Origin of the sequence: Micromonospora sp. NPDC005553, from assembly GCF_042871765.1 — a bacterium.
In the GTDB taxonomy this organism is placed as follows: Bacteria; Actinomycetota; Actinomycetes; order Mycobacteriales; family Micromonosporaceae; genus Micromonospora.
On the sequence record NZ_JBIAJD010000002.1, the window covers coordinates 570,556 to 596,424 of the forward strand.

Here is a 25,869-nt window from a genome sequence, read left to right on the forward strand (position 1 = left end):
CCAGGGTGTGCGACCCGCCAGGTGGCATCGATCGCCCCGGCGACCCGCCCGATCGGCGTCGAGCCGGCACGCCGCGCCGCAAACCTCGCCCGGCTCCCGCGCCAATCGTTTCGACGCGTCCGCCCCCAGCGCCACCAGCGGTGCCACTGAGCGACGCGACAGCACCGGATCGTTGATCGGCTTGGCACCCGGCAGTACGACGGTGGAGGATACGGGGGTGTCAGGCGAGGTTGGGCCCGCGATGGCCGGGGCCCAGGACGGGGCCGTCCGGCGCGTCCGGCTGCCCGCCGACCGGCGCACACCGGCCGCCGCCCGCGCCGTGGTCCGCTCGGTGTTGACCGAGTCACACCTGGACGAGCTGGCCAACGAGGCGCTGCTGCTCACCACCGAGCTGACCACCAACGCCGTCGAGCACGCCCGTACCGAACTGGACATCGAGGTCGTCGCGGACGAGATCGGGCTGACCGTCACCGTCTCCGACTTCGCGCCCGGTTCCGGCGACGAGCTGACCGTCGGCGACCGCAACGACTCCGCCGAGATCAACGAGGTCTCCGTGCGGGGCCGGGGCCTGTTGCTCGTCGACCACTTCGCCAGCCGCTGGGGCACCACGTACCTGCCCACCGGCAAGGGCGTCTGGTTCCGGCTGGACCGCCCCGGCACCGACCTGCCCACCAGCGGGACCATCAGCGAGTCGACACCGGCCAACGCCGGCCCCTGGACGGGCACCGACGGGTCCGCGCCGAGCGCCAGCGCGATGAGCGAACTCATGCAGACCGCCCCCGACCTGTACGGGGACGACCCGTTGCCCGACTTCGCCACCAGCCTGCTCAGCCGGGTCGCCGAGATGGTCGGCGCAGCCGGCGGCACGATCCGCCTGGACCGGGGCGACGGGCAGGGCAGCCAGGTGCTGGCCCGCTTCGGTCGGCCACCCCGCCCCGGCAGCGAACTGCTCCGGGTGCCACTGACTGTGCAGCGCCCGTACGCCGGGGAGTTGGAGTTGGACGCCGCGCCGTCGGCGTACGCCCAACCGTTGGCGGTGCTCACCGCCGAGCGGCTGTCGCTGCACCTGGAGAACGACCGGCTGCGCCGGGCCGACGTCCGCCGGCAGGTGTGGCTGACCTTCCTGGCCGAGGCGAGCGAGCTGCTGGCCCAGTCGCTCGACGTCGACCTGACCATGGCGCTGGTGCCGCAGTTGGTGGTGCCGCGACTCGGTCAGTGGTGCGCGGTGCACACCACTGACGAGTGGGGTCGGCTCCGGCTGGCGGCGGCCAGCCACGCCGACGAGTCGATGCTTCCGCAACTGCACAAGGTGCTGGCCGAGACCGGTCCGGACTCGATCCAGGCCCGCCTGCGCGAGGCGTCCCGCAGCGCGGCGCAGATTCCCCTGGGCGGGCCGATGGAGGGTTTCGCCGTTCCGCTGATCGCGCGCGGGCAGCGACTCGGGACCCTGGCGGTGGGGCGGCACCAGCGGCACCGGCACGACCCGGACGAGGTGGCCGTGTTGGAGGACGTGGCCCGACGGGCCGCGCTGGCCATCGAGAACGCCCGGATCCACGCCGAACGCCGTCGGGTGGCGCAGACGCTCCAGCAGTCTCTGCTGCCGCCGGTGCTGCCGCTGGTCGACGGGATCGGTTTCGCCGCCGAGTACGTCCCGACCGGCGACGACGCCGAGGTGGGTGGCGACTTCTACGACGTGGTGCCGCTGCCCGACGGGCGCTGGCTGGTGGTGATCGGTGACGTCTCGGGCAAGGGTGTCCAGGCCGCCGCGGTGACCGGGCTGGTCCGGGACGTGATCCGAGTGCTGGTCGGCGACGGCAAACCGTTACCGGAGGCGCTGGCGCGGCTCAACGAGACACTTGTCGAGCGCGGTGGCGGTCGCTACTGCACGCTGGCGCTGGCAGCGGTCGGGCCGGGCGAGGGTGACCAGTTGGACGTCTCGCTGCACCTCGCCGGGCACGACAGGCCGGTGCTGCTTGCCGCAGCGGGCGGCGCCGGGTTCGTCGGCACCGGTGGCACCGCGCTCGGCCTGCTCGACACGATCACCTCGCCGACGGCGGAGATCACGCTCGCACCGGGCGACTCGCTGATCTTCTACACCGATGGCGTCACCGAGCGGAGGCGCGGACGGGAGCTGTTCGGCACCGACCGGCTGCGGGACGCCGCCGCGCCCCTGGCCGGATATTCGGCCGACGTGGTGGCCGCCCGGCTGCGCGCCGCAGCGATCAACTTCTCGGTCGAGCCGCCCCGGGACGACATCGCCGTCCTGGTGCTCCGTAACGACGCGACCTGACCGCCACACGGGCCCCCGGACGTCGGCCCGCTGGGTAGATTGACGGCCATGACGAGCGTCGCGCAGGTCACGTCGTACTCCCGGCCGGCGGTCCGGGCCCTGATCGCCGCGCAGTTCGCGACCATCGGCGGGTTCCTCGCCGTGCTTCTGCTCTACGTCGGACGGATGACGAGCGCCGGCGTCGGCCCGGCCGAGATGCTGACCGGCGCGTACGACCCGAAGGACATCGCCTTCTTCGGTGTGCTCCACCCCGTGGTGGCGGTGCTCTACCTGACGGGCGCGGTGCTCGGGCTGCCGTTGGCGATCGTCGCGGGGGCGGTGGTCGCCCGGGAGCGCGCGGTCCTGCCCCGGGTGACCCGGTCACTGCTGCTGGCCGGCGCGGTGGGCGGCCTGCTGGTGATGGTGGCCCGTCTCACCCCGCCGCTGCTGGACATGCACCGGTGGTGGATGGACTGACCCTCTGCCCAGCCCGGTCTCACAGGCCGCCGGGGAGCCGGCCGGGCGCGAGCCGGTGCTCCGGATCCAGGTGCCGCTTCGCGGCCCGCAACTGGGCCAGGCCGGCCAGCTCGCCCCAGAGGTCGACCGCCTGGCGGACCGCCGCCGGAGCGGAGACCACCACGCAGCGACCCTGCCGGGCCAACAGCACCCCTCTGACGGCGGCCAGGATGGACGCCACCCGGTCGGCTGCCAGCGCCCCGGGCAGTGCCGCGTGCACCACGCCCAGCCCGGCCGAGCCGCGCACCGGCACCGGCGCACCGGCCGCGTCGCGCAGCGCGTAGACGGCCGCGTGCAGGTCGCCGATCGGCACCTCCAGCCGCAGCGCCGTGTCGCCGGGGGCGAACGGGTAGCGGCGCCACCACGTCGGCGCGGAGTGCGCGATCGTCGCCTCCCCGTGCAGCAGCCCGACCAACCGCTCGGCGCGCTCATTGACGTCGGCGGGGCCGCCCTCAAGCAGCACCACCAGGCTGCCGGCCCGGGACGGGGCGCCGGCCCGGCCTGACATCGACGGGTGGCGCTCCCGGGCGGTGGCCGCCGGGTGACCGGGCGGGTACGACGTACGGGGGCGGGGGGTGCCTCCGGGCAGGTCCAGCTCGATGGCCGACGGCTCCAGCCGAGCGGCGAGGATCGTCCGGACCAGGTCGTGCACCTCCAAGGGCGTCCACACCGGGCGGGACACCCAGAGCCTGCTCGCCGGCACCGGCTGCACCCGCAGGCTCGCCGACACCAGCACGCCGAGCGCACCCTGGGAGCCGCAGAGCAGGCGGGCCAGGTCGAGCCCGGGCGCGCCGCCACCGACGCTGATCAGCTCGCCGTCGGCGGCGAGGTAACGCACACCGAGCAGTTGGTCGCAGGGGCTGCCGTGACGGTGGCGCAGCGGACCGGCCTCGCCGGCGGCGAGCACACCGCCCAGTGTCGCGCCGGGTGAGGGGGCGTCCATGGCGAGCCGCTGCCCGGTGCGCTCCAGGGTGGCCTGCACCGCCCGCAGTGGAGTGCCGGCACCCACGTCGGCCACGAGCGAGTCGACCGGCTCGTGACCGATGCCGGCCAACCGGCCGGTGTCGAGCAGGATGTCGACCTGGACGGGGGCGGCGCCCCAGTCGATCTTCGTGCCCGCGCCTCGGGGCACCACAGTCAGATCGTGCACGGCGGCCAGCCGCAGCACCTCGGCGGCGGCGTGCGGGCCGCCCGGGACGGCGACCCAGCGCGCCGGGCGCCCCGCCACCTCGTCGGCGGGCCCGGCCAGCCGGGAGAACGGTGGACCGCAGATCGCCGCCAACCGCCGGGTGATCTCGAGGGCTCCGGACCGGCCTGGGGAACTCGCTGCTGCCGCCATGCCGGCCATCGTACATGTGTTCGAAAGCCGTGGCGGCGAGTATCGGGATGCCGCTGGTCCGGCGCGCTGCGGCTGCCGGCCGGTAACGTGGCCGCCGTGACCACCGAGACTGCCCCGCCCGCGGCGAAGCGGGTGCCCAGCGAGCGCACCCACCACGGCGACACCGTCGTCGACGAGTACGCCTGGCTCGCCGCCAAGGACGACCCGGAGACGATCGCCTACCTGACCGCCGAGAACGAGTACACCGACGCGCGCACCGCACACCTGGCCGACCTGCGGGCCGACCTGTTCGAGGAGACTCGCCGACGCACCCAGGAGACCGACCTGTCAGTGCCGACCCGCAAGGGCGGGCACTGGTACTACACCCGGACGGTCGAGGGAAAACAGTACGGAGTGCAGTGTCGCCGGACGGTCCGCGACGGTGAGACCGACCCGCCGGTCAGCGCGGATGGCGCCCCGCTCGACGGCGAGGAGGTGCTGCTCGACGGCAACCTGCTGGCCGAGGGGCACGACTTCTTCTCGCTCGGCGCATTCGACGTCAGCCCGGACGGTCGCTGGCTGGCCTACTCCACCGACTTCTCCGGTGACGAGCGGTTCACTCTGCGGGTGAAGGACCTGACCACCGGCGAGCTGCTGCCGGACGAGGTGCCTGACACGTTCTACGGCACCGCCTGGTCGTCGGACGCTTCGGTGCTGTTCTACGTGACTGTGGACGACGCCTGGCGGCCGAACCGGGTCTGGCGGCACACCATCGGCTCCGCCGCCGCCGACGACGTGGTGGTCCACCAGGAGGACGACGAGCGGTTCTGGGTGGGGGTGGAGCTGACCCGGTCGGAGAAGTTCATCCTCATCGACGTGCACAGCAAGGTGACCAGCGAGGTGCTGGTGATCCCCGCCGGCAACCCGACCGGCGCGCCGGCTGTGGTCGCCCCCCGCCGACAGGGCGTCGAATACACGGTGGAGCACCACGGCCACCGTTTCCTGATCCTGCACAACGACGGCGCGGAGGACTTCGCGCTGGCGTTCACCTCGGCGGACGTACCGGGCGACTGGGTGCCGCTGATCGAGCACACCCCCGGCACCCGACTGGAGGCCGTCGACGCCTTCGCCAACCACCTGGTGGTGTCGCTGCGCACCGACGGGCTCACCGGGCTGCGGGTGCTGCCGGTGGGCAGTGACGACGGGTACGACATCGACTTCCCCGAGCCGCTCTACAGCGTCGGGTTGGACGCCAACCCGGAGTACCGCACCGGCCGGGTCCGGCTGCGCTACTCCTCGCTGATCACTCCCGACTCGGTGTACGACTACGACCTGGTCACCCGGCAGATGGTGCTGCTCAAGCAGAAGCCGGTGCTGCCCGGTCCGGACGGGCGACCGTACGACCCGGCCGAGTACGAGCAGCACCGTGACTGGGCGCTCGCCGACGACGGCACCCGGGTGCCGATCTCACTGGTCTGCCGCATCGGCACCCCCCGGGACGGTTCGGCGCCCTGCGAGCTGTACGGCTACGGCTCCTACGAGGCCAGCATGGACCCGTGGTTCTCGGTGGCCCGGCTGTCCCTGTTGGACCGGGGCGTGGTCTTCGCGGTGGCGCACACCCGGGGCGGCGGTGAGCTGGGCCGACGGTGGTACGACCAGGGCAAGCTGCTGGCCAAGAAGAACACCTTCACCGACTTCGTGGCGTGCGCACAGCACCTCGTCAAGGCCGGCTGGACGGCCAGCGACAGGCTTGTCGCCCGGGGCGCGTCGGCCGGTGGCCTGCTGATGGGCGCGGTGGCCAACCTCGCGCCGGACGCGTTCGCCGGGATCGTGGCGCAGGTGCCGTTCGTGGACGCGCTCACGTCGATCCTCGACCCGTCGCTGCCGCTGACCGTCACCGAATGGGAGGAGTGGGGCAACCCCCTCGACGACCCCGAGGTGTACGCGTACATGAAGTCCTACACCCCGTACGAGAACGTGGCCGCTGTTGACTATCCCGCGATCCTCGCGGTGACCAGCCTCAACGACACCCGGGTGCTCTACTCGGAGCCGGCGAAGTGGATCGCCCGGCTGCGGGCGGTCGCCCCGGGCGGCGACTACCTGCTGAAGACCGAGATGGGTGCCGGGCACGGCGGCCCGAGCGGACGCTACGACTCGTGGCGCGAGGAGGCGTTCATCAACGCCTGGATCCTGGACCGCATCGGCCACGCCTGACCCGACGGGTCGGCATGATCGCGTTCGGTGGTGGGAGTGGTCCCCTCGGCGGCTCGGGGAGACCACCCACTCCGACGATCGGGCGCGATCATGGCCGGGTCGCGCACGCGCGGCCCGGCCTTTCCGGGTCGTGGCGGATGTCGCGGCCTAGACTTCCGGGGTGACCGGGGCTACGGATAGTGACGGCGGAGCCGCCGAGGACGTCCGTCGACCGAGCGTGGCGGCGGTGGCGCGGGACCGCCGGGTCTGGCTGATCCTCGCGGTGGTCGCCGGCCTGCTGGTCTGCTGTTGTTCGGCAGTGGTCGGCACCTTGATCGCACTCTCCTCCGGCCTGCTCGCCGCCTGATCCGAGGGCTGGGTCAGGCCGGCCGGCGGGGCCGTTCGGATCAGGTCGTCCGCAGCTCGTCCAAAGCGGTGCTGGCGCGCAGGAAGAGCAGGCCGACACCGACCGTCACCAGCACCGCCGCCAGGGCGCCGGCGCCGAGCCACGCCAGGTGCTCCAGAGGTACGGGAACGGCTCGCTGCACCGCGGGGTAGTACACGATCCGGGAGTACTGGTCCCGGGTGGCAGGGTCCTCGCAGAGCGCGGCCGGGGCCTCGCAGATCAACGTCGACCCGCCGCCCTCCGACACGTCCGCGACGAGCCCTCGGCCGAGCAGCGTGCCAACGGTGAGCGCGAGCAGGATCGCCGGCACGGCCGGCACCAACGCCTGCCAGGCCACCGAACGGCCCAGCGTGGCCCGGGGCACCCCGGTGGCGACCAACGCGGCGTAGGCGCGGCGTCGGGCGACGATCCCCTCGACCAGCGCGACGATCAGCCCGCCCGTCGCGATCAGGATGGCCACGGCGATCGCGCCGTCGACGAGATCCATCGTCGACAGATAGAAGGGGTTGGCGGCACCGTCGGCCCCTGCGAGTCGGCTCTGCTCCCGCTCGATCTGGTCCTTCGTGGCGAAGTAGGCGCGCTGGGCTGCCGCACCCGCGCCGAAGATCAGGGCGGCGAGCAGCGCCGCGAACGTGCGGCTGCCCGCCCACGGATCGGCCATCAGCCGGCCCGCCGCGAGCAGGGCAGCGGGCCTGCGGGCGTGCCGACGTAACAACCGCCCGCAGTGGTACGACAGCCAGCCGGTGCCGATCACCACCCCGATCATCGCGGCGAGCGCGCCCACCGCGAACAGCAGTGGCACCAGCCGGCCCGCCATCTGCCCGTCGGCGACCCGGTAGACCACCGGGCGGATCAGCGCGAACGAGACCACGCCGAACCCGATCAGGAGCCCGGCCCACGGGCCCGGCCCGCGCTCGCGGGCGGCCTTACGACTCACCCCGAGCGGGCTGGTGGTGACCGTACGTAGCATCAGGGCGGTGGCCAGCGCCGCCACGACCGGCAGACCGAGCACCACGCCGGCCAGCGCGCCGGTCGACGGCAGCACGTCGGTGGGCAGGGCCAGTCGAGCTTGCGCGTCCGGGCGGTGCAGCAGGTCGCGGCCGACCAGGTAGACACCCAGCCCGACGAGCGTGCCGAGCAGCGCGGCCACGCCGGTCTCCAACACCACAAGTCTGGTGACCTGGCCCGGAGTGGCGCCAGCGAGCCGGATCGCCGCCAACCGGCGGTCCCGTGCCGGCGCGCCGAGCCGCGCGCACTGGCCGGCCAGCGCCAGCACCGGGACCATCAGCATCAGCAGCGCGAACGCCGTGCCGCCGCGCAACCCCGGCTCCCGCAGCAGCGCGTTGCGGTACTGCTCGGACTGCTCCCAGGCGTCGCCGGCGGGTTTCTCGATGGCCAGCACGGTGAGCGCCGCGAGCCCGGCCAGGGTGGCCAACAGGGCGCTGAGCGCGGTGAGCACCACCCGGGCGGTGTCGGTGCGGGTGCCGGCGAGCGCGAGGCGGAGCAGCGTCGTCGGCCTCACCGGGCGCCGCCGGCCAGCGGCACGTCGAGCCCCAGGCCGGTGTGGTCCACCAGGCCGTCACGCAGCACGATCTCCCGATCCGCGTACGCGGCGATCCGCGGCTCGTGGGTGACCAGCACGACGGCGGTGCGCTGCTCGCGGGCGAGCCGGACCAGTTGGGTGAGGACCTGCTCGCCGGTGAGCGTGTCCAGTGCGCCGGTCGGCTCGTCGGCGAAGAGCACCCGAGGCTCGGTCACCAGCGCCCGCGCCGTGGCGCAACGTTGCTGCTGACCCCCGGACATCTCACCCGGCCGGACGTCGGCCACCTCGGCCACCCCGAACCGTTCCAGCCAGGTGAGCGCCGCCGTCCGTGCCTCTCGCCGCCCCGTGCCGGCGAGGAGCAGAGGAAGTGCGACGTTCTCGGCGGCGGTCAACTCGGCCACCAGCTGACCGAACTGGAACAGCACCCCGAACTCGGTGCGCCGCAGCCGGGACCGGGCCGCCTCCGACCAGGTGTCGATGCGGTGCCCACGCCAGGTGACCTCGCCGGCGTCCGGCCGGAGAATCCCGGCCAGGCAGTGCAGCAGTGTCGACTTGCCGCAGCCACTCGGCCCGGTGACGGCGACGATCTCGCCCTCGGCCAGGTCGAGCGTCACGCCGCGCAGTGCGGGCGTCGGGCCGTACGCCCGAACCACGCCGCGAGCCTGGAGTTGCGTCACGGATGCACCTCCCGGTGCCAGTCGGCGACCCGGAGCAGGGTGGCGTGCAGCCACCGCAGATCCGCGTCGAGGTGGGCGATCGCGAAATCGGCCGCGACCACATCGCTGAGGGTGGCGGACGGTTCGCCCTTGACCGCGGTCAACTCACGCAACCGTGCGGTGTGCGCGGCCCGCTGGGCGATCAGGTACGACCGGGCCCGATCGACATCGGCGACCAGCAGCGCGACCACGACCTTGGCGAAGAGCGTGCTGGCCACGTACGGCATCGGTGCTTCCACAGTGGACAGCCACTGGTCCAGCGCGTCCCGCCCCTGATCGGTCAGCTCGTACGCCGTGCGATCCGGCCCGGCCACCCGGTCCTGGCCGGCGGCAGCCACCAGCCCGTCCCGTTCGAGGCGGCCGAGAGTCGCGTAGACCTGCCCGAAGGCCAGCGGCCGAGCGCGCGGCAGCCGCTCGTCGTGCGCACGCTTCAGTTCATATCCGTGCCGGCTGCCCCCAGCGAGCAACCCGAGCAGAACATGCGGCGTAGACACCCCGCCCACTATTCACCCAGCGAATACCCAAGTCAACAACCCACCCCGCCCACCCCCACCCCGACCCCGTTGATCATGAAGTTATTGCGCCGACACGCCGAGACCGAGGGCAATAACTTCATGATCAACGAGAGAAGGGCGTACCCCGGGGGTTAGGGGGTTTGGGGCCAGGTGGGGGTGCGGCCGGTCTGGGTCAGGAGGTGGGCCAGGTCGGGGGTCGGGGTGGGGGTTGGGGTGGGGGGTGGGTCGGCGAAGACGCCCATCTTGCGGGCGGTGGGGCCCAACTGCTCCACCAGCGCGTGCAGCTCGGCCACCGCCTCCGGGGCTGGCTGGTACGGCTGGCCGGTGGCGACCGCGAGATCCCAACCGTGCACTGTCAGGTCCAGCAGGGCCATGCCGCCGATGACGGGCTGCGGCATGCCCATGCCCGGCGACACACCCTCCAGGGTGGATGGATCCGACCAGGCGGTCACCAACCGGCCGGTCTCCGCCTCGAAGCGGTCCCGCCAGCCATCGCCCAGGTGATCGGGCTTCTCGGCCCACTCCACCTCTCGCTTCTCGGCCAGATCCTGAAAGTTGACCACCACCTGGAAGAGGTGGTTGAGCAGATCACGGACCAGATAGTCGCTGCACGGGGTGGGCAGGTCCAGTTGGTCGTCGGAGACACCCCGTACGACATCGACGGTTCGCGGCGCGGCGGCCGCCAGCAGCTCGCTAGTCTGAGTGGACATACGGCCAGCGTATGAGGGTGGTCTTGAACAAATGCGACAGCGACCGCGTGGCGACAGCCGGGGAATTCTCGACCCCGGACGCCTGCTGCGCGAGATGCGCTTCCGCCGACGTCTGCCGGCGGAGTCGCTGCGCCCGTGGGTCGAGCACTACTGGTTGATCGACTGGGCGTTGAGCGCGCCGTTCGAGCAACGGGTCGTGCCGCACCCGGCGGTCAACGTGGTGTTTCGACGGGACGGCGACGGGCCCGAGTCCGGCGAGGTGGCCGGGGTGGGCCGCGACCTGTTCCGGATCACGCTCAACTGCAGCGGCCGGGTGTCGGGGGTGCAGTTCCGCCCCGGCGGCTTCCACCCGTTCTGGCGGCGGTCAGTCAGCGAACTGACCGGCCGTAGGGAGCCGCTGCCCTTCGGCCGGTTGACCCACCCGGACGTCCCGGTGGGCGTGGGCGCATCCCCCACCTCGGCGGCCAGCGACGACGAGCGCTGCCGGGCGCTGGACACCCTCCTCACCGCCTGGCAGCCGGAGCCGGACCCGCTGGCCGAGGAGGCCGTCCGACTGGCCGAGGCGATCCGTACCGACCGCACTGTGCTGCGCGTCGACGACCTCGCCGCGCGGCACGACGTTCCGGTCCGCCGGTTGCAGCGGCTGTTCATCGAGTACGTGGGGGTCGGGCCGAAGTGGGTGATCCGCCGCTACCGGCTTCAGGAGGCGGTCGAACAGGCCACCGGTGGCCCGCTGAGCTGGGCCGATCTCGCCGCCGACCTCGGCTACAGCGACCAGGCCCACCTGGTCCGTGACTTCACCGCCGTGGCCGGGGTGTCCCCCGCCGCGTACGCCCGCTCGGTGCGCTGAGAAAGCCGGGAAGCTTGCAGAGCTGAGAAAGCCGCAGATCAGCGACGACGCAGGACGACCACAGCGACGTCGTCCTGGATCTCCGGTGGGGCCAGTTCCACCAGCAGACGGGCGCAGAACTGGTCCAGGTCACCGTCGACAGTCGCGGCGACCCCGGCCAGTGCGGCCAGCCCCTCGTCGATGGTGGCGTCCCGTCGCTCGATCAGCCCGTCGGTGTAGAAGACCAGCGTGGCCCCGGCCGGCACCACGAACTCCAGGTCGGCCGGGCGCGGGGCGCGAACGCCGAGCAGCGGCGCGGAATGCTGCACGAACTCGACAGTGCCGTCCCTGACCAGTAGCGGTGGAAGGTGCCCGGCACTGGCCAGCCGGACCCGTCCGGTCGGCGGGTGCAGCAGCAGCACGCAGAGCGTCGCCACCTCGTCCGGCAGCAGTGTCCGCATCAGCTCGTTGACGCGGTGCAGGATCTCGCCGGGCTGGTGGCCCTCGACCGCGTACGCCCGCACCGCGTGCCGCAGCTCGGCCATCACTGTCGCCGCGTGCAGCGAGTGGCCGGCGACGTCCCCGATCGCGAGCAGCAGGTGACCGTCGAGCATCACCAGCTCGTAGAAGTCGCCGCCCACCTCGGTCTGCGCGCTGGCCGGCTCGTAGCGCACCGCGAGGTCCAGGCCGGCCACCGTGGGCAGCCCTCGCGGGAGCAGGCTGCGTTGGAGGGTGACAGCGATCCGGTGCTCCTCGTCGAACGAACGCTGCCCCTCCACGGCCGCCGCCACCGCCTGGGCCAGTTGCTTGAGCACCGGGGTCTGCGCGGTCTGGGTGGCGGTCGGAACTACCACGTACAGCGGGGCCCGATCCTCGCGCAGTCGGGCGGCGGCGACTGTCACAGTGTCGTCCGCCGGCCAGTCGACGAGAGCCCAGCTCTCCGGGGCCTCCACCCGCACCGTGGCGCCGGTGGGCACCCCGGTGTCGTCGACGACCCACGGCACCACGGTGGCCGCCGTGCCGGGACCGGCGCAGACGCCCGCGAGGCAGTCACCGTCGAAGGTTTCGGCGACCACCGCCGCCGGGCTCCTGAAGATCTGGGCGGCGCCCTCGGCGGCGGCTTCCAGCAGACGCGCGAAGGTCGGCGCGGCGTGCACCGCGACTGTCGTGTCGGCCAACCCGAGCAGCCGCTCGGCGAGCAGTTCGGCACGCTGCCGCGCCTGGTAGTAGCGCAACACCGCCCGGGTGGTGGCGATCAGCTCCTCGGGCTCGATCGGCTCGGTCAGGTACGCGTCAGCGCCCCGGGTCAGCCCCTGAGCGCGGTCGGACACGTCCACGGCGTGCGCCGACACATGGATCACCGGCATCGCCGGGTGCCGCATCTTGATCTGTTCGCAGACCTCGTAGCCACTCAGGTCGGGCAGCCGGACGTCGAGGACCACCAGGTCGATCCGGTCCACCTCGACCCGAGCCAACGCCTCGGCGCCGTTCTCGGCCTCCAGCACCGTGAACCCGGCCCGGGTCAGCCAGCTGACCAGCAGATAACGCTTGGTACGACTGTCGTCGACCACCAGGATGGTTGTCGGCATGCCGTCCACGCCGTCACGCCCCGCCTGTGGGCAGGGAGACGGTGAACGTGCTGCCTTCGCCGGCCGCGCTGGTCAGCTCCAGTGACCCGCCGAGCAGCGTCACCAACCGCCGGGCGTACGGCAGACCGAGGCCGGTGCCGCCGACCCGGGTGGCGCCGGGGATCTGGTAGAACTCCTCGAAGATCCGGTCGTGCAGCTCCGGGGCGATGCCCGGCCCGGTGTCGCTGACCTCGAACTGCCAACGGTCGCCGTGTTGGCTGGCCCGCAGCCGCACCTCGCCGCGCTCGGTGAACTTCAACCCGTTGTGCAGCAGGTTGCGCAGCACCTGACCGAGCAGCACCTCGTCGGTGCGCAGCAGGGCTGGCCCGGTGAGCTCCTCCACGACGAGCTCCACCTCCGGGCGGGTGGCCAGCGCGCGCAGGGTGCCGCGTAGTTGACCGAAGAGCGGCCGCAGGTCGACCTCGGTCACGTCCGGCTCGATCCGACCGGACTCCGCCTTGGCCAGGTCGAGGAGTTCGTTGACCAGGTTGAGCAGGTCCGCCGCCGATGAGCGGATCAGATCGACCTGGCGGCCCTGCTCGTCGGTGAGCGGGTCGGAGGCGGAGTCGGTGAGCAGCCGCCCCAGGCCGATGATCGCGGTGACCGGCGCGCGCAGCTCGTGGCTCACGTTGGCCAGGAACCGGCTCTTCGACTCACTCGCCGCGCGGAGCTGGGCCGACTTCTCGTCCAGCTCGGCGTAGAGGGCGACGACGCCCCGGTTGGTTTCCTCCAACTCCTCGGTGAGCTGGTTGTAGAGCGCCAGCACGCCGCGGTTGGTCTCGGCCAGCTCCTCGTTCAGCACGGCCAGCTCGTCGCGCTGACTGCGCACCTCGTCCAGTGCGGAGATGAGCTGCCCGTTCTGCACTGTCAACTCGTCCAGCGCACTGCCCGGCGCGGTGCGGCCGAGTTCCGTACGGAACTCGGCGAACCGCTCCGGGGTCGGCATCGGCGCGTTGGCCGGGACTCGTCGGGACATCCGTACGACCGTAACCCCCTCGACGGTCGACACGCTCAGTGTGTCGACCAGTCGGGACACCGCGCCGGACTGCGGTTGGTAGCGGTCGTCCGGCAGCGGGGACACCGGGGCCAGGTCGGCGCGCAGGTGGAACCGGCCGTCGGCGCCCGCGTCGACGTGGAACGAGACGTCCGCTCCCCCGGCCGTCCGCAGCAGGTCCCGGGCGACCTCGCTGAGCGCTGTGGCGATCCGCACCTGGTCCTGGTGTTCGAGGCCGACCACCGCGGCCACCTCGCGCCCCCGCTGGCGGATCACGAAGATGTCCTGTTCGACCCGCAGTGCAATCTGCAGCAGCGGCTGGGCCGAAGGTTCTTCGGTCATACCCAGGACCTTGCGACAAGTACGCAGGCGTCGTCGCGCCGCACACCCGCGTCACGCAGCAGCGTCGCCGCCATCACCAGTGGTGACTTCTCCGTCAGGCCCGGGTAGTCGGCCAACCGCCACCGGTCGGCCACCCCGTCGCTGTGCATCACCAGTCGGGCGCCCGGACCGAACGGGTACGCGTACTCCCGGATCGTCGGCCGCTGGTGCCCGGCGATGCCGGGCAGCGAGACCAGCCCGCGACGCTTGTCGTCAGCATCGACGACCACGCCGGAGATGTTGCCCAGGCCCGCGTAGTGCAGCACCCCGGCGTCGGGTGCCAACTCGGCGACCGCGAGTGCGGCACCACGGGTGTGCGACATGCCGCGGTGCAGGTGACCGACCACCGTCGCCGGTGGGCCGGCCGGGGCGTTGCGGAACGCGGCGAGCGCCGCGTCGGTGGCGGCCCCGGCCAGCGGGCCGTGCCCCAATCCGTCACTGACCAGCACCTGGTGCCGCCCGTCGGCGATCCGGACGGCGTACCCGTCGCCGCTCACCGTCTCGCCGGTCAGCGGTCGGGTGAGAGCGCCCGCCCAGGACGGGGACGGCCGTGCCTCGGCAGGCCAGACCTGCACGGCGAGGACTGTGCCCCGGCCGGGCAGCGAGTATCCGTCGAACCAGCTGGCCTGCCGGACGATGGCACCCAGACCGATGCCGAGTGTGCCGGTGGTGGAGTGCCCGTCCTGGGACGAGACGGTCAGGTCGGCCATGCCGGGCCCGGAGTCGATCGCCACCAGCTCCACGCCGGCCAGCCCGTCCCGGCGTACCGGTCGGAGCAGCAGGACACCCTCGTCGGCGTGCTTGACCAGGTTGCTGGTCAGCTCGGCGGCGACGATGGCCAGGTCGGCGATGCGGGCCCCGCTCATCTCCACCTGCGCGCCGAGCCGTTCGGCGGCACGCCGGACGGCACTCGCGGCGCTGCTGGACTCCACTCGGAACCAGATGCCACTGTCGGTGACCGCGTCGGCGTTCACCTGGACCACTTGGTGACAGTGATCCGCGTACCGGTCCCCGCCGACGTCTCGATCTGGAACTCGTCGACCAGGCGTCGCGACCCACTGAGCCCGAGGCCGAGGCCGCCGCCGCTGGTGTAGCCGTCGGTCATGGCCAGATCGAGGTCGGCGATACCCGGCCCGGAGTCGGCGAACACGATCTGCACGCCCTTGCGTCGACCGTTGTCCACGATCGTCACCTCGACCGAACCGCCGCCGCCGTACACCAGGGTGTTGCGGGCCAACTCGCTCGCCGCGGTGACCACCTTGGTCTGGTCGACGAGGGACAGCTTGCTGGCCACCGCCACGGCGCGGACCAGCTGCCGGACGCGCACCACGTCCTCATCGCTGCGGACCGACTGCGCCTGCGGCTGGCCCAGGTCGACGCCCGCGGTCACGGCGTGGCCGTCTCGGCGTCCGGATCGTCGTCGAGCTGGTGGTCGAGCTCGTCGGCGTGGGCAGCCGCGATCAGTTCCATGCCGCGCTCGACGTTCAGCGCGGTACGGATGCCGTTCAGCGACAGCCCGAGTTCGACAAGGGTGATGGCGACGGCCGGACGCATCCCGACCACCACCGTCTCGGCGTCGAGCACCTTGGAGATCGACGCGATGGCGGAGAGCATCCGCCCCACGAAGGAGTCGACGATGTCCAGCGCGGTGATGTCGATGATGACGCCGTGGCAGCCGGTGTCCACGATCCGCTCGGCCAGATCCTCCTGGAGCTGGACCGCCGTCTGGTCGGACATGTCGAGCTGGATGGAGACGAGCAGGATGTCGCCGATCTTGAGGATCGGTACGCGTTCCATCAGAAGCCCCGGCGCGGCTGGCGACGGGCGGTCTCCACCCCGTTGAGCCGCAGCACGTGGCGCAACGCGTCGGCGAGACTCGCCTTGGTGGCGATGTCACCGAACTCGATGCCGAGCGCCACGATGGTCTGCGCGATCTGCGGGCGGATGCCCGAGATGATGCAGTCGGCACCCATCAGTCGGGCGGCCACCACGGTCTTCAGGATGTGCTGGGCGACCTGGGTGTCCACCGCCGGTACGCCGGTGATGTCGATGATCGCGTACGGCGAGCCGGTGTCGACGAGGGTCTGCAGCAGGCGCTCCATGACCACCTGGGCCCGGGCCGAGTCCAGGGTGCCGACCAGCGGCACGGCGACGACGCCCTCCCAGAGCTTGACCACCGGCGTGGAGAGCTCGAGCAACTGCTCGGCCTGGTCGGCGATCAGGCTCTCCCGGGTGCGGACGAAGCTCTCGAAGGTGAACAGGCCCATCTCGTCGATCAACTTCGAGAAGGCGACGTAGTCCTGCAGCGCGTTCGGGCCCCCGGCCTCCTGCACCAGTTCGGCCAGCACGTCCTTCAGCGCGAAGACGCTGATCGTGGTCTCGGTGGCGGAGAAGCCCTGCCGGGCCCGGCCACGAGACAGCTCGGAGAGCGCGGCGCGCAGTTCGCCGGCGCTTTCGGCGGACAGGTCGATGGTGCCCTGCTCGCTCGTGGCGACGATGGCGCCGTGCAGATCCTGGACCTGCCGGCGCAGCTCTGCCTGGCTCAGCCGGCCCCGCAACGAACTGGTGACGATCTCGGTCCACCGAGTCGTGACCCGTTCGTCCTGCCCGCTGAGCAGCGCGGCGAGCCGACCACTTTCTTCGGTGCTCAACGCCATTTCGAACCCCCTTGACCTGGACCGGGCGGACTCTATCACCGGGGTCTGATCAACTACTTGCCCCGTAGCAACGGAATGACGATGGCCACCGGATGACGGCTCCCGTTCTACCTCTGAGGGTGGTCGTGGGATACCGTTCCCCCGATAACAGGAGGTCTGGCGAATGTCGTTGACGGTGCACACGGAACAACGCGGCGACGTGGTCGTCGTAGCGGTCGCGGGCGAGCTGGACATGGCCACCGCACCGCAGCTGCAGGACCAGATCACCGACCTGCTCGACAAGGGCCGCAACCGGCTGGTGTTCGACCTGGCGGACGTCTCGTTCTGCGACTCGACCGGCCTGTCGGTCTTCGTCCGCGCCAAGAACAGCTGCGACGAGGCCGGCGGCGTGGTCCGGCTGGCCGCCCCGCAGCGCGGCGTGCTGCGCATCCTTGAGGTGAGCGGGCTGGTCGAGGTGCTGCACACCTACCCGACGGTGGATGAGGCAGTCGCCGGCGAACCGACGCCGGCTTCCTCCTGACCTGACCGTCGGCGTGCGTCACTCGTCCTCGACGTAACGGGGACGAGCGATCGCCATGCCCGCCGTCGTCTGCACGGCGAGGGCACCCAGCAGGAACCCGATCGGCGCGGTCCAGCCGCCGGTGGCCTCGTAGAGGATGCCGACCATCAGCGGGCCCAGGGCGGCGATCACGTACCCCGTGCTCTGCGCGAACGCGGAGAGCGCGACGGTGCCCTCGGCGGTGCGGGCGCGTAGGCCGATGGCGGTCAGGATCATCGGGAACGCGCCCTGCCCGATCGACAGGAGGGCGACCCAGAGCAGCGCGGCACCGTGCGGTGCGAGCGCCAACCCCAGGTAGGCCAGTGCCGACGCGGTGGTGAGCCCGAGCACCAGCGGCCGCAGGCTGCCGAGCCGACCGGCCAGGGTGGGCATCAGCAGCGCGATCGGCACGCCGAGCGCGGTCACCCCGGCGAGCAGCAGCCCGGCCGACTCCGGCTGGTAGCCGGCGTCGCGGAACAGTTGGGCCAGCCAGCCCATGATCGCGTACCCGCTGAGCGACTGCGCCCCGAAGTAGACGGCCATCGCCCAACCGAGCCGGGTCCGCGCCGGCCGGACCCGCGTGGGCGTGGCGACGGCCGCCGTCGGGGTCGCCCGCCGCGCCGCGGCGCGGGCCCGCAGCGCCAGCGGCACCCACGGGAGTACGGCCACCGCGGCCATCGCGGCCCACACGCCGAGCCCGGCCCGCCACGACCCGAAGGCGTGCGCGATCGGCACCGCGGAGGCGGCGGCCACCGTCGTGCCCACTGTCAACGCCATCGTGTACGCGCCGGTGACCAGGCCGGTGCGGTGCGGGAAGTGCTGCTTGACCAGCATCGGCAGCAGGATGTTGGCGACCGCGATGCCGGACAGCGCCAGCGCGCTGGTGAGCACGAAGATCAGGGCCGAGTCGGTGGCGACCCGGAGCACCTGGCCGACGGCGAGGGCGAGCATGGCGACCACCAGCACCCGGGCCGGCGCCACCCGGCGGACCAGCCACGGGGTGAGCGCGCCGAGCCCGGCGAACGCGATGGTCGGCAACGTGGTGACGAGGCCGGCGGTGACGCCGGAGAGGCCCAGCCCGTCGCGGACCTCGTCGAGCAGTGCGCCGAGGCTCGTCACCACGGCGCGCAGGTTGAGCGCGACCAGCAGCATCCCGACCAGCACCAGCGCGCCACCGGTCGCCGGGTGCGTCCGCCGGCCGGTGCCGGGGTCCCGCGTCGGACGAGGGTCGACGGCGACGGGGGCGGGCAGCGCCGGAGCGGCGGTTGGTGGCGGGGTCATGACCGCTAACCTACAATCATGGGATGAATTTGGGACCGGTGATGTAACCAGTGCCACCGTCGGTTGAATTCCCCTCCGCGCCGCCGGCACCGCCCCGCGGCCAGCCCGCTGTGCCACCGCGCGGCCACCGGGTCCGGCAGACCACCGAGCAGCTCCGCGTCCGCATCCTGGGCGGCGAATGGCCCGTCGGAGGGCGCATCCCCACCGAGCCACAACTGGTCGCCGCGCTGGGCGTCGGGCGCAACACGGTCCGCGAGGCGGTCCGCGCCCTGGTGCACGCCGGGGTGCTGGAGTGCCGGCAGGGCTCCGGCACCTACGTGGTGTCCACCGACGAACTGGCCCCGGTGGTCGCCCGCCGACTCGGCGACGACCGGATGACCGAGGTCATCGAGGTACGCCGCGCCTTCGAGGTGGAGGCCGCCCGGCTCGCCGCGTTGCGGCGTACCCCGGAGGACCTGGCGGCGCTCGACGGCGCGCTCGCCCAGCGCGAGGCCGCCTGGCACGGCGGCCGGGTCGACGCGTTCGTCGAGGCCGACGCGGCACTGCACACTGCGGTGGTCGCCGCCGCGCACAACGCCATGCTCGCCGAGCTGTACGCCTCGGTGGGCACCGCACTGCGCAGCACAGTCGCCCAGGCCATGGGCGGGGAACTCACGCCCGAGCGCTACGTCGACCACACCCGGCTGGTCGAGGCGATCCGGGCCGGCGATCCCGGCCGGGCGGCGCTCGAAGCCGGCGCTTTTCTGGAACCCGCCGAACGGGCATAGGTTGTGCCCGACAGAAAAGCGGACACCTCGGGAGTACGAATGCTCAAGGGCTTCAAAGACTTCATCATGCGCGGCAACGTCGTCGACCTGGCGGTCGGTGTCGTCATCGGCGCCGCGTTCACGGGCGTGGTCACCCAGCTCACCAAGTCGTTCCTCGAACCGCTCGTTCGAGTGATCATCGCGCTGCTGACCGGCAGCAAGGACGGGCTCAGCGGCTCCACGCCGAAGTTCCGCGGGATTCCGTTCGACTGGGTGGCGTTCGTCAACGCGACGATCACCTTCCTGTTGACCGCGCTGGCGCTCTACTTCCTGGTCGTCTACCCGATGAACCGGCTGGCCGAGCGGCGCAAGCGGGGCGAGGAGCCGCCGCCCTCGGCGCCGAGCGAGGAGGTCAAGCTGCTCACGGAGATCCGGGACGCCCTGGTCTCTGCCGGCCACACCACCCCCGGCCAGCAGCGTGGGGCGCTGGACGACGTGCTGGGCCGCCGCCCGGAGCCGCCGACGCAGCGCTGACCCGAACGGATGCACATCGGCCCCTGCGGGAATCCCGCAGGGGCCGCATCTTCTCGTACGTGTGTTCGATAGAGTCCCGCCATGGAGCAGCGAAAGCACTGGTGGAACGGGAAGTGGGGGCGGCTGGCCCGGCGGGATGTCTTCCTGCGGGTGGACGCCGACCGCTGGCACGTCGAGCAGCGGGCCGGCGGCGCCGAGGGCATCTCCCGTTTCTACGAGTACGGCAGTGCGGACGAGGCCGAGGACACCGTCCGGGCGCTGCTCGACGGCCCGGACACCTGGCGGGAGCTGTCCCCCCGCCCGCCCGGCGGCTGGACCCTCCCGAACACCTGAGTGCGCGGAACACGTGCACGGGCGAGGGTGCCGGGCGCTGCGTGCTGGGTGCCGTCTGCTGCGTGCCGGGCGCTGGATGCCGTCACTGCATGCTGCGTGCCGGGCGCTGCGTGCCGTCTACTGCGTGCCACTGGCGTGGCGGCCTGCCGCCGCCACCTTGCGCGGGCCGTGGAGGCGGTATTGCTTTTGGCGGTGATGACTCTGAGGCATAAATATGACTCACAGTCATCACGCTCCCGAGCCCATCGCCCCCCGGCCCATCGCCTCCCCCGGCCCATCGCCTCCGCCCATCGCCCCTCCCGGGCCCACAGCCTCCGAGCCCATCGCCTCCCCCGGCCCACCGCCTCCGGACCGGCCACCTCTGAGCCACTGCTCTGGAACGAGGTGCGACCACACCGAGGCCACGGCTGCCGCTGCCGCTGCGCGGCGGGTGGGAGGGACGGGCAGGCGGGCCGGCAGCGGATTGGCGGGGTGGGTTGGCGGCGGCGTTTAGCGGCGCGTCGCCCTGGGAACCGCACCGGGATGGACCAGCAGGACGAGCAGCAGGCGACCATCTCGCGGATCACCACCGGGATGCCGGTGATCGACTCAGCTGGCACCGAGGTCGGCACCGTGGACCTCGTCCAGCGGGGTGACCCGAACGCGGTGACCGTCCAGACACCGACCGCTGACCCCGGCAGCAGCCTGGACGAGCTGATCGAGGCGACCGCGGTCGAGGAGCCGGACGTCCCAGCAGATCTGGCGGCGCGACTGCTGCACAGCGGCTATCTGAAGGTCTCGACCGACCTGACCCGCACGGGCGCAGTCTACGTACCGGCCGACCGGATCGGGTCGGTGGCTGACGGTCGGGTCCTCCTGGCCGTCGGGGTGGCCGACCTGCCGCCCGAGGAGTGACCCAACGGCCCTGATCGACTCGGATTCACGAAAATCGGGGTGTCCGGAGCCTCGGGACGGCCCGACTTCATGAAACCCGAGTGGATCTGCCCGGCGCGGCCGGGGCGGGCTCGTCCGGCGCGGCTGGGGCAGGCTCGTCCGGCGCGGCCGGGGCGGGCTCGTCCGGCGCGGCGTGAGCGGACTCGTCCGGCGCGGCGGAGGCGGGCGCGGCCGGGGCGGGTTGGCGGCGGTGGAAGAGAAGCAGCATCAGGCAGCCCGCGACCAGGCCCCAGAACGCGCCGCCCACGCCGATCAGCGTCACCCCGGACGCGGTCACCACGAAGGTGACCACGGCGGCCTCCCGGGTCGCCGGCTCGGTCACCGCCGCAGCGAGCGCGGTGGCGAGGGCGCCCAGCAGCGCCAGCCCGGCGACCGCCTCGATGAGGATCGGAGGGGCGACCGCCACCAGCGTGGTGGCCACGCCGGCGCCCAGTCCGAGCACGGCCAGCCCGACACCTGCGGTGACCGAGGCGACCCATCGGCGCTCCGGGTCGGGGTGCGCGTCGGGGCCGGCGGCCAGCGCGGCGGTGATCGCCGCGAGGTTCACCGCGTGCCCACCGGCCGGGGCGGCGAGCAGACTGGCCAGGCCGGTGGTCCGCAGTGCGGCGCCGAACGGCGGCCGGTAGCCGTAGCCGACCAGCACCGCCATGCCGGGCACGTTCTGCGCGGCCATGGTGACCAGGAACAGTGGCAGTGCCACCCCGACGAGTGCGGACGCGTTCCAGGCTGGCGCGGTCAGCGTGACCGACGGGATCAGGGCGGCAGCGGTAAGGCCGGTCGGCGGTGCGGTCAGTGCGATCGCCGCCACGGCCACCACCAGCGCACCGGGCACCGCCCAGCGTCGGGCGAACCGGTGCAGCAGCAGCCAACCGACCACCACCGATCCGGCCACCACCGGCAGCTCGACCAGCGCGCGGACCGGGGCGGTGCACAGCGGCAACAGCACCCCGGCGAGCATGGCGCCGGCCACCGGCTTGGGGATGGCGGCTACCGCACGGCCGAGCGGCGGGAACAACCCGGCCGCGACGATCAGCACACCGGAGACGAGGAAGGCGCCCACCGCTACCGGCCATCCTCCCGGCGGTGGCCCGGTCGCCACCAGCAGCGCCGCGCCCGGAGTGGACCAGGCCACGCTCATCGGTATCCGGTACCGCCAGCCCAGCCAGGCGGCGGCGAACCCACATGCCACGCAGAGAGCGAGCAGGCCGGAGGCGGCTTGTGCGTCCGACGCGCCTGCCGCTCGGAGCCCGGCCAGCACGACGGTGAACGAGCTGGCGAAGCCCACCAGCGCGGTCACTGCCCCTGCCAGCACCGGTTGCACGCGTCCGGCCACCACACTCCTCCCGACTGTTCCGTTTACGGAACGGAAGCGTGTAGCACGATAGCCGGGTGCCGCACCCACCACCAGCCCCCCGCCCGGGCCTCGACGTGGATCCCGCCGTCGTCGGGCGCCGGGTCCGCACCCTGCGCGAGGAGCAGGGGATGTCGCTGTCCACACTCGCCCGGCTCGCCGGTGTCGGAAAGGCCACCCTCTCCGGCCTGGAGCACGGCACCCGCAACCCGACCCTGGAGACGCTCTGGGCGGTCACCGCGCAGCTCGGCGTACCGCTGACGGCGGTGCTGGCGGAGCCCGCCGCCGGGCCCACCGTGCACGGCGCCGCGGTCACCGCCACCCTGCTGGAGGTCTTCACCGACACCGACGCTACCTACGAGCTGTACCGGATGCGGGTCGCGCCCGGCGCCGGCCAACTCTCCCCCGCCCACCCGGCGGGAGTCACCGAGCACGTCACCGTGTTCGCCGGGGTGCTGCGCGCCGGGCCGGCCGACGCACCGCTGACGGCCACGGCCGGTGGCCACCTCCGCTGGGTGTCGGACGTGCCACACAGCTACGCGGCGGTGGGCGACGAGGAGGTCGCCGCGAGCCTGCTGCTGCGCTATCCGCGCCGCTGAGACCGCGCCGATCGGTCACGGACCGTCGACCTCGTCGACGATAATCGCAATCATTTCTCGACCTAGGTAGGAGGCGTAGAGACGAATGCCGGTTGTTCTTGGCAAGCTTGACCCCATGACGCTGATCCTCCGCTCGGTCATCCTCAACGACATCGGCTTGGTGCGCACCAACAACGAGGACTCCGCCCTCGCCGGTGACCGCCTGATCGCGGTCGCCGACGGCATGGGTGGGCTGCCTGCGGGCGAGGTGGCGAGCGAGATCGTGATCCGGATCCTGGACGAGCTGGCTCCCCCCACCGACCCCGACGGCGCCGCCGACGCGCTGCGTGCCGTGGTCAGCACCGCCAACCAGCGCATCCACGCCGCCATCACCGTCGACCCGAGCCGGGACGGCATGGGTACGACGCTCACCGCGGCGCTGCTGGCCGGGGAGACGCTGGTGCTGGCCCAGGTGGGCGACTCCCGCTGCTACCTGCTGCGTGAGGGGGAGCTGACCCAGCTCACCCGGGACGACACGTTCGTGCAGGCGCTTGTCGATCAGGGGACCCTCTCTCCCGAGCAGGCCCGCCACCACCCGCAGCGGTCCCTGGTGACCCGGGCCGTGCAGGGCGCCGACACCCCACCGGCGGTCGGGGTGCTCACCGTGGTCGCCGGTGACCGGCTGCTGCTGTGCAGCGACGGGCTCTCCGACTACGTCGAGGACGAGGCCATCGCCGCGGCCCTGGGCATGTACGCCGACCGCCAGCAGTGCGGTGAGCAGCTGGTGAAGCTGGCTCACCACGCCGGCGCACCGGACAACGTCACAGTCGTGGTCTCCGACGTCGTCGCCCGCTGACCCGTACGGCTCCCTCGGCGGCTCACCCGAACCGACTGGTTCGGGTACCGCTGCCACAGTAGGTGGTTGTGCCATCTAGCTAGCGCCGCTACTGTCCGACAAGTGGATTCCGACCGGCGCGGGCAGTGGCTGCGGGGGGTGCTCGACATCTGCGTCCTGGCCCTGCTGTCCAAAGGCGAGTCCTACGGCTACCAACTCGCCCAGGCGCTCGACGCGGCGGGCGTCGGGCCGATCCAGGGCGGCACGCTCTACCCGGTGCTGCTGCGCCTACAGAAGACCGGCCTGGTGACCGCGCAGTGGCGGGAGGGCAACGCCGGGCCGGCCCGCAAGTACTACCGGCTCACCGACGACGGGCACGCGGCGCTCCACGCCGGCGGCAGCGCCTGGCTCACCTTCGTCCGGCCGGTGAACGACATCGTCACGAAGGGGGTCACCCGGTGAACGCCGACGATTGGCTGCGTACCCTCACAGCCGAGCTGCACCAGCGCCGGGTCGCGGCGGACGCCGCACGGCACGTGGTCGCCGAGGCCGCCACGCACCTACGCGAGGGCGGCGGCGACCCCTGGGTCGTCTTCGGCCCACCCCAGCAGTACGCGGGCGCTGTCGTGGAGAGCATCGGCACCGCGCCCGGCCCGCGCCCCGGGCCGGTCCGGCTGCACGCGGCAGGCATCACCAAGCGGTACGGACGGCGAACCGTGCTGCGCGACGCCACGCTCACCGTCCGGGCCGGACAGATCGCCGCCGTCGTCGGCGCGAACGGCTGCGGCAAGAGCACCTTCCTCCGGATCTGCGCCGGCCTCATGTCGCCGGACGCCGGTGAGGTGACCGTTTCCGGGCGGCTCGGCTACTGCCCGCAATCCGGCGGCACCGCCGACTTCCTGCTCGCCGACGAGCATTTCGTGCTGGTCGGCGCCGGTCAGGGTGTGGCCCGGGGCCCGGCCCGCCGCGCCGGTCGGGCGGCGGCCCGGCAGCTCGGCTGGGAAGCGGGCGGCGACGTGCAGGCCCGCCACCTCTCCGGCGGCACCCGACAGAAGCTCAACCTGACCATGTCCACGCTCAGCGCCCCCGACGTGCTCCTGCTCGACGAGCCGTACCAGGGCTTCGACCAGGGCACGTACGTCAACTTCTGGGACCAGCTCAGCAGGTTGCGCGACGCCGGCACGGCCATCGTCGTGGTGACCCACCTGCTCAACCAACTCGACCGGGTGGACATCGTGCTCGACCTGACCCCGGCACACGAGTCCGGGTGGCACGCGCCCGGCATCCAGGGAGGCCGCCCGTGAACCGGCTCGTCACCGTCGCCGAGATGACAGTGCGGGAGCTGCTGCGGCGTCGAGGCGTACTCCTGCTGTTGTTGATGATGCCGTTGACCTTCTACCTGATTCGGCGGGACGCCTACCTCGGGCAGTCGGTTCGCTCGCTGCTGCTCGGCGTGGGTTGGGCGGTGAGCACCGCCGCGCTGTTCGCCACGACCGCGGCCCGCGAGTTGGAGCCGAGGCTGCGGCTGGCCGGCTACCGCCCGCACCATCTCTATCTCGGTCGGATGCTCGGCCTGTGGACGGTGGGACTGGTCATCTCCGTACCCTTCTTCCTGCTCCCGATGATCGACGGCGCGGACCTGCGGTACGGCGGCCTGGCGGCGGCGCTGCTCTGTTCCGTCGCGGTGGCGGCGCCGTTCGGAATGCTGATCGGTGCGCTGCTGCCCCGCGAGTTGGAGGGCACGCTGCTGCTGCTCACAGTGGTGACGGTGCAGATGCTGATCGACCCGGCCGGGTCGGGGGCGAGGTTGACGCCGTTCTGGTCGAGCCGGGAGATCGCCACCTGGACGGTCGACAACACCGACCAGGGCTACCTCTCCCGTGGCCTGCTGCACGGGGTCGCCGTCACCGCCCTTCTGGCTCTGGGCGTGGCCGCGGTGGCCAGCGTCCGCCTGCGCCGCCGTCGCCACCTGCGGCACCTGCCGGTCGGCTGACGCCGGGCCGGCCGTGGATCGGGCCAATCCGGTTGCTGCGACCCGCGCGGCGGGTTGAGATGGGCGAATGAC

The 25,869-nt window shown here is 72.4% G+C and carries 28 protein-coding genes; 15 read left to right on the plus strand and 13 right to left on the minus strand.

Features of this window, described 5'->3' with window-relative positions:
• The first annotated feature begins 217 nt into the window (after window positions 1–217).
• Together ACFYPG_RS09960 and ACFYPG_RS09965 are read left to right on the plus strand one after the other, a co-directional pair.
• Window positions 218–2,290 (plus strand): SpoIIE family protein phosphatase, encoded by a 2,073-nt coding sequence (locus ACFYPG_RS09960; RefSeq protein ID WP_387351393.1) that lies wholly within the window; start codon window positions 218–220, stop codon window positions 2,288–2,290.
• Window positions 2,291–2,338: 48 nt separating this feature from the next.
• Complete coding sequence (locus ACFYPG_RS09965) at window positions 2,339–2,746, plus strand: hypothetical protein (RefSeq protein ID WP_357230358.1); 408 nt, start codon at window positions 2,339–2,341, stop codon at window positions 2,744–2,746.
• A 19-nt stretch (window positions 2,747–2,765) separates the two neighbouring features.
• On the opposite strand, the gene ACFYPG_RS09970 is transcribed toward ACFYPG_RS09965, so the two are convergent.
• The gene (locus ACFYPG_RS09970) at window positions 2,766–4,124 is read right to left on the minus strand and encodes an FAD-binding oxidoreductase (protein WP_387351396.1); all 1,359 of its coding nucleotides are present in this window, start codon (window positions 4,122–4,124) and stop codon (window positions 2,766–2,768) included.
• Between the two features lie 96 nt (window positions 4,125–4,220).
• Here ACFYPG_RS09970 and ACFYPG_RS09975 point away from each other — a divergent pair, with 96 nt between their 5' ends.
• Both ACFYPG_RS09975 and ACFYPG_RS09980 read left to right on the plus strand, forming a co-directional pair.
• Complete coding sequence (locus ACFYPG_RS09975) at window positions 4,221–6,317, plus strand: S9 family peptidase (protein WP_387351398.1); 2,097 nt, start codon at window positions 4,221–4,223, stop codon at window positions 6,315–6,317.
• 160 nt (window positions 6,318–6,477) lie between these two features.
• Window positions 6,478–6,663, plus strand: a complete 186-nt coding sequence (locus ACFYPG_RS09980) for a hypothetical protein (RefSeq protein ID WP_203123352.1) — start codon at window positions 6,478–6,480, stop codon at window positions 6,661–6,663.
• 40 nt (window positions 6,664–6,703) lie between these two features.
• On the opposite strand, the gene ACFYPG_RS09985 is transcribed toward ACFYPG_RS09980, so the two are convergent.
• The 4 genes from ACFYPG_RS09985 to ACFYPG_RS10000 form a co-directional block, all read right to left on the minus strand.
• Complete coding sequence (locus ACFYPG_RS09985) at window positions 6,704–8,224, minus strand: FtsX-like permease family protein (RefSeq protein WP_387351399.1); 1,521 nt, start codon at window positions 8,222–8,224, stop codon at window positions 6,704–6,706.
• Window positions 8,221–8,922 carry an ABC transporter ATP-binding protein gene (locus ACFYPG_RS09990; protein WP_355004789.1) on the minus strand — a complete coding sequence of 234 codons (702 nt, stop codon included), beginning with the start codon at window positions 8,920–8,922 and terminating at the stop codon, window positions 8,221–8,223. The genes ACFYPG_RS09985 and ACFYPG_RS09990 overlap by 4 nt, the downstream gene beginning before the upstream one ends.
• A complete protein-coding gene (locus ACFYPG_RS09995; RefSeq protein ID WP_355004788.1) occupies window positions 8,919–9,455 on the minus strand; it encodes a PadR family transcriptional regulator in 537 nt (178 codons plus the stop codon). The genes ACFYPG_RS09990 and ACFYPG_RS09995 overlap by 4 nt, the downstream gene beginning before the upstream one ends.
• Before the next feature lie 152 nt (window positions 9,456–9,607).
• Complete coding sequence (locus ACFYPG_RS10000; RefSeq protein WP_387351402.1) at window positions 9,608–10,186, minus strand: TIGR03086 family metal-binding protein; 579 nt, start codon at window positions 10,184–10,186, stop codon at window positions 9,608–9,610.
• Between the two features lie 31 nt (window positions 10,187–10,217).
• On the opposite strand from ACFYPG_RS10000, the gene ACFYPG_RS10005 reads away from it, so the two are divergent.
• Complete coding sequence (locus ACFYPG_RS10005; RefSeq protein ID WP_387351404.1) at window positions 10,218–11,036, plus strand: DUF6597 domain-containing transcriptional factor; 819 nt, start codon at window positions 10,218–10,220, stop codon at window positions 11,034–11,036.
• A 38-nt stretch (window positions 11,037–11,074) separates the two neighbouring features.
• On the opposite strand, the gene ACFYPG_RS10010 is transcribed toward ACFYPG_RS10005, so the two are convergent.
• Genes ACFYPG_RS10010 through ACFYPG_RS10035 form a run of 6 tightly spaced genes read right to left on the minus strand, consistent with a single transcriptional unit; the run spans window position 11,075 to window position 16,675 of the window.
• Window positions 11,075–12,604: a SpoIIE family protein phosphatase gene (locus ACFYPG_RS10010; RefSeq protein ID WP_387351406.1), complete on the minus strand. Its 1,530-nt coding sequence runs from the start codon at window positions 12,602–12,604 to the stop codon at window positions 11,075–11,077.
• A gap of 13 nt (window positions 12,605–12,617) precedes the next feature.
• Entirely contained in the window at window positions 12,618–13,979 is a 1,362-nt protein-coding gene (locus ACFYPG_RS10015) for a sensor histidine kinase (RefSeq protein WP_387351408.1), read from the minus strand.
• Window positions 13,976–15,001, minus strand: coding sequence for a SpoIIE family protein phosphatase (locus tag ACFYPG_RS10020; RefSeq protein ID WP_387351410.1), 1,026 nt, complete (start codon window positions 14,999–15,001; stop codon window positions 13,976–13,978). Before ACFYPG_RS10020 ends, ACFYPG_RS10015 begins: the two co-directional genes overlap by 4 nt.
• Entirely contained in the window at window positions 14,989–15,408 is a 420-nt protein-coding gene (locus ACFYPG_RS10025; protein ID WP_355004783.1) for an anti-sigma regulatory factor, read from the minus strand. Before ACFYPG_RS10025 ends, ACFYPG_RS10020 begins: the two co-directional genes overlap by 13 nt.
• A complete protein-coding gene (locus tag ACFYPG_RS10030) occupies window positions 15,405–15,815 on the minus strand; it encodes an STAS domain-containing protein (protein WP_355004782.1) in 411 nt (136 codons plus the stop codon). Before ACFYPG_RS10030 ends, ACFYPG_RS10025 begins: the two co-directional genes overlap by 4 nt.
• Window positions 15,815–16,675, minus strand: coding sequence for an STAS domain-containing protein (locus ACFYPG_RS10035; RefSeq protein WP_355004781.1), 861 nt, complete (start codon window positions 16,673–16,675; stop codon window positions 15,815–15,817). The genes ACFYPG_RS10030 and ACFYPG_RS10035 overlap by 1 nt, the downstream gene beginning before the upstream one ends.
• Before the next feature lie 163 nt (window positions 16,676–16,838).
• Here ACFYPG_RS10035 and ACFYPG_RS10040 point away from each other — a divergent pair, with 163 nt between their 5' ends.
• On the plus strand, window positions 16,839–17,195 hold the full coding sequence (locus ACFYPG_RS10040) for an STAS domain-containing protein (RefSeq protein ID WP_030332365.1): 357 nt from the start codon (window positions 16,839–16,841) through the stop codon (window positions 17,193–17,195).
• An 18-nt stretch (window positions 17,196–17,213) separates the two neighbouring features.
• Here ACFYPG_RS10040 and ACFYPG_RS10045 read toward each other — a convergent pair whose 3' ends face one another.
• Window positions 17,214–18,365: an MFS transporter gene (locus ACFYPG_RS10045; RefSeq protein WP_387351843.1), complete on the minus strand. Its 1,152-nt coding sequence runs from the start codon at window positions 18,363–18,365 to the stop codon at window positions 17,214–17,216.
• Between the two features lie 179 nt (window positions 18,366–18,544).
• On the opposite strand from ACFYPG_RS10045, the gene ACFYPG_RS10050 reads away from it, so the two are divergent.
• The 4 genes from ACFYPG_RS10050 (at window position 18,545) to ACFYPG_RS10065 (ending at window position 21,001) form a co-directional block, all read left to right on the plus strand.
• On the plus strand, window positions 18,545–19,261 hold the full coding sequence (locus ACFYPG_RS10050) for a FadR/GntR family transcriptional regulator (RefSeq protein WP_387351413.1): 717 nt from the start codon (window positions 18,545–18,547) through the stop codon (window positions 19,259–19,261).
• 39 nt (window positions 19,262–19,300) lie between these two features.
• Window positions 19,301–19,774: a large conductance mechanosensitive channel protein MscL gene (gene mscL, locus ACFYPG_RS10055; protein WP_387351845.1), complete on the plus strand. Its 474-nt coding sequence runs from the start codon at window positions 19,301–19,303 to the stop codon at window positions 19,772–19,774.
• Between the two features lie 81 nt (window positions 19,775–19,855).
• A complete protein-coding gene (locus tag ACFYPG_RS10060) occupies window positions 19,856–20,107 on the plus strand; it encodes a hypothetical protein (RefSeq protein ID WP_030332357.1) in 252 nt (83 codons plus the stop codon).
• A 522-nt stretch (window positions 20,108–20,629) separates the two neighbouring features.
• Window positions 20,630–21,001, plus strand: coding sequence for a hypothetical protein (locus ACFYPG_RS10065; RefSeq protein WP_091395802.1), 372 nt, complete (start codon window positions 20,630–20,632; stop codon window positions 20,999–21,001).
• Between the two features lie 67 nt (window positions 21,002–21,068).
• On the opposite strand, the gene ACFYPG_RS10070 is transcribed toward ACFYPG_RS10065, so the two are convergent.
• Window positions 21,069–22,373: a benzoate/H(+) symporter BenE family transporter gene (locus ACFYPG_RS10070; RefSeq protein WP_387351415.1), complete on the minus strand. Its 1,305-nt coding sequence runs from the start codon at window positions 22,371–22,373 to the stop codon at window positions 21,069–21,071.
• Between the two features lie 56 nt (window positions 22,374–22,429).
• On the opposite strand from ACFYPG_RS10070, the gene ACFYPG_RS10075 reads away from it, so the two are divergent.
• The 5 genes from ACFYPG_RS10075 (at window position 22,430) to ACFYPG_RS10095 (ending at window position 25,797) form a co-directional block, all read left to right on the plus strand.
• A complete protein-coding gene (locus ACFYPG_RS10075) occupies window positions 22,430–22,990 on the plus strand; it encodes an XRE family transcriptional regulator (protein WP_355004777.1) in 561 nt (186 codons plus the stop codon).
• Between the two features lie 115 nt (window positions 22,991–23,105).
• Window positions 23,106–23,825, plus strand: coding sequence for a protein phosphatase 2C domain-containing protein (locus ACFYPG_RS10080; RefSeq protein ID WP_355004776.1), 720 nt, complete (start codon window positions 23,106–23,108; stop codon window positions 23,823–23,825).
• Window positions 23,826–23,927: 102 nt separating this feature from the next.
• Window positions 23,928–24,266 carry a PadR family transcriptional regulator gene (locus ACFYPG_RS10085; RefSeq protein ID WP_355004775.1) on the plus strand — a complete coding sequence of 113 codons (339 nt, stop codon included), beginning with the start codon at window positions 23,928–23,930 and terminating at the stop codon, window positions 24,264–24,266.
• Window positions 24,263–25,108: an ATP-binding cassette domain-containing protein gene (locus tag ACFYPG_RS10090; protein ID WP_355004774.1), complete on the plus strand. Its 846-nt coding sequence runs from the start codon at window positions 24,263–24,265 to the stop codon at window positions 25,106–25,108. Before ACFYPG_RS10085 ends, ACFYPG_RS10090 begins: the two co-directional genes overlap by 4 nt.
• Window positions 25,105–25,797 carry an ABC transporter permease gene (locus ACFYPG_RS10095; RefSeq protein ID WP_355004773.1) on the plus strand — a complete coding sequence of 231 codons (693 nt, stop codon included), beginning with the start codon at window positions 25,105–25,107 and terminating at the stop codon, window positions 25,795–25,797. Before ACFYPG_RS10090 ends, ACFYPG_RS10095 begins: the two co-directional genes overlap by 4 nt.
• Window positions 25,798–25,869 lie beyond the last annotated feature (72 nt).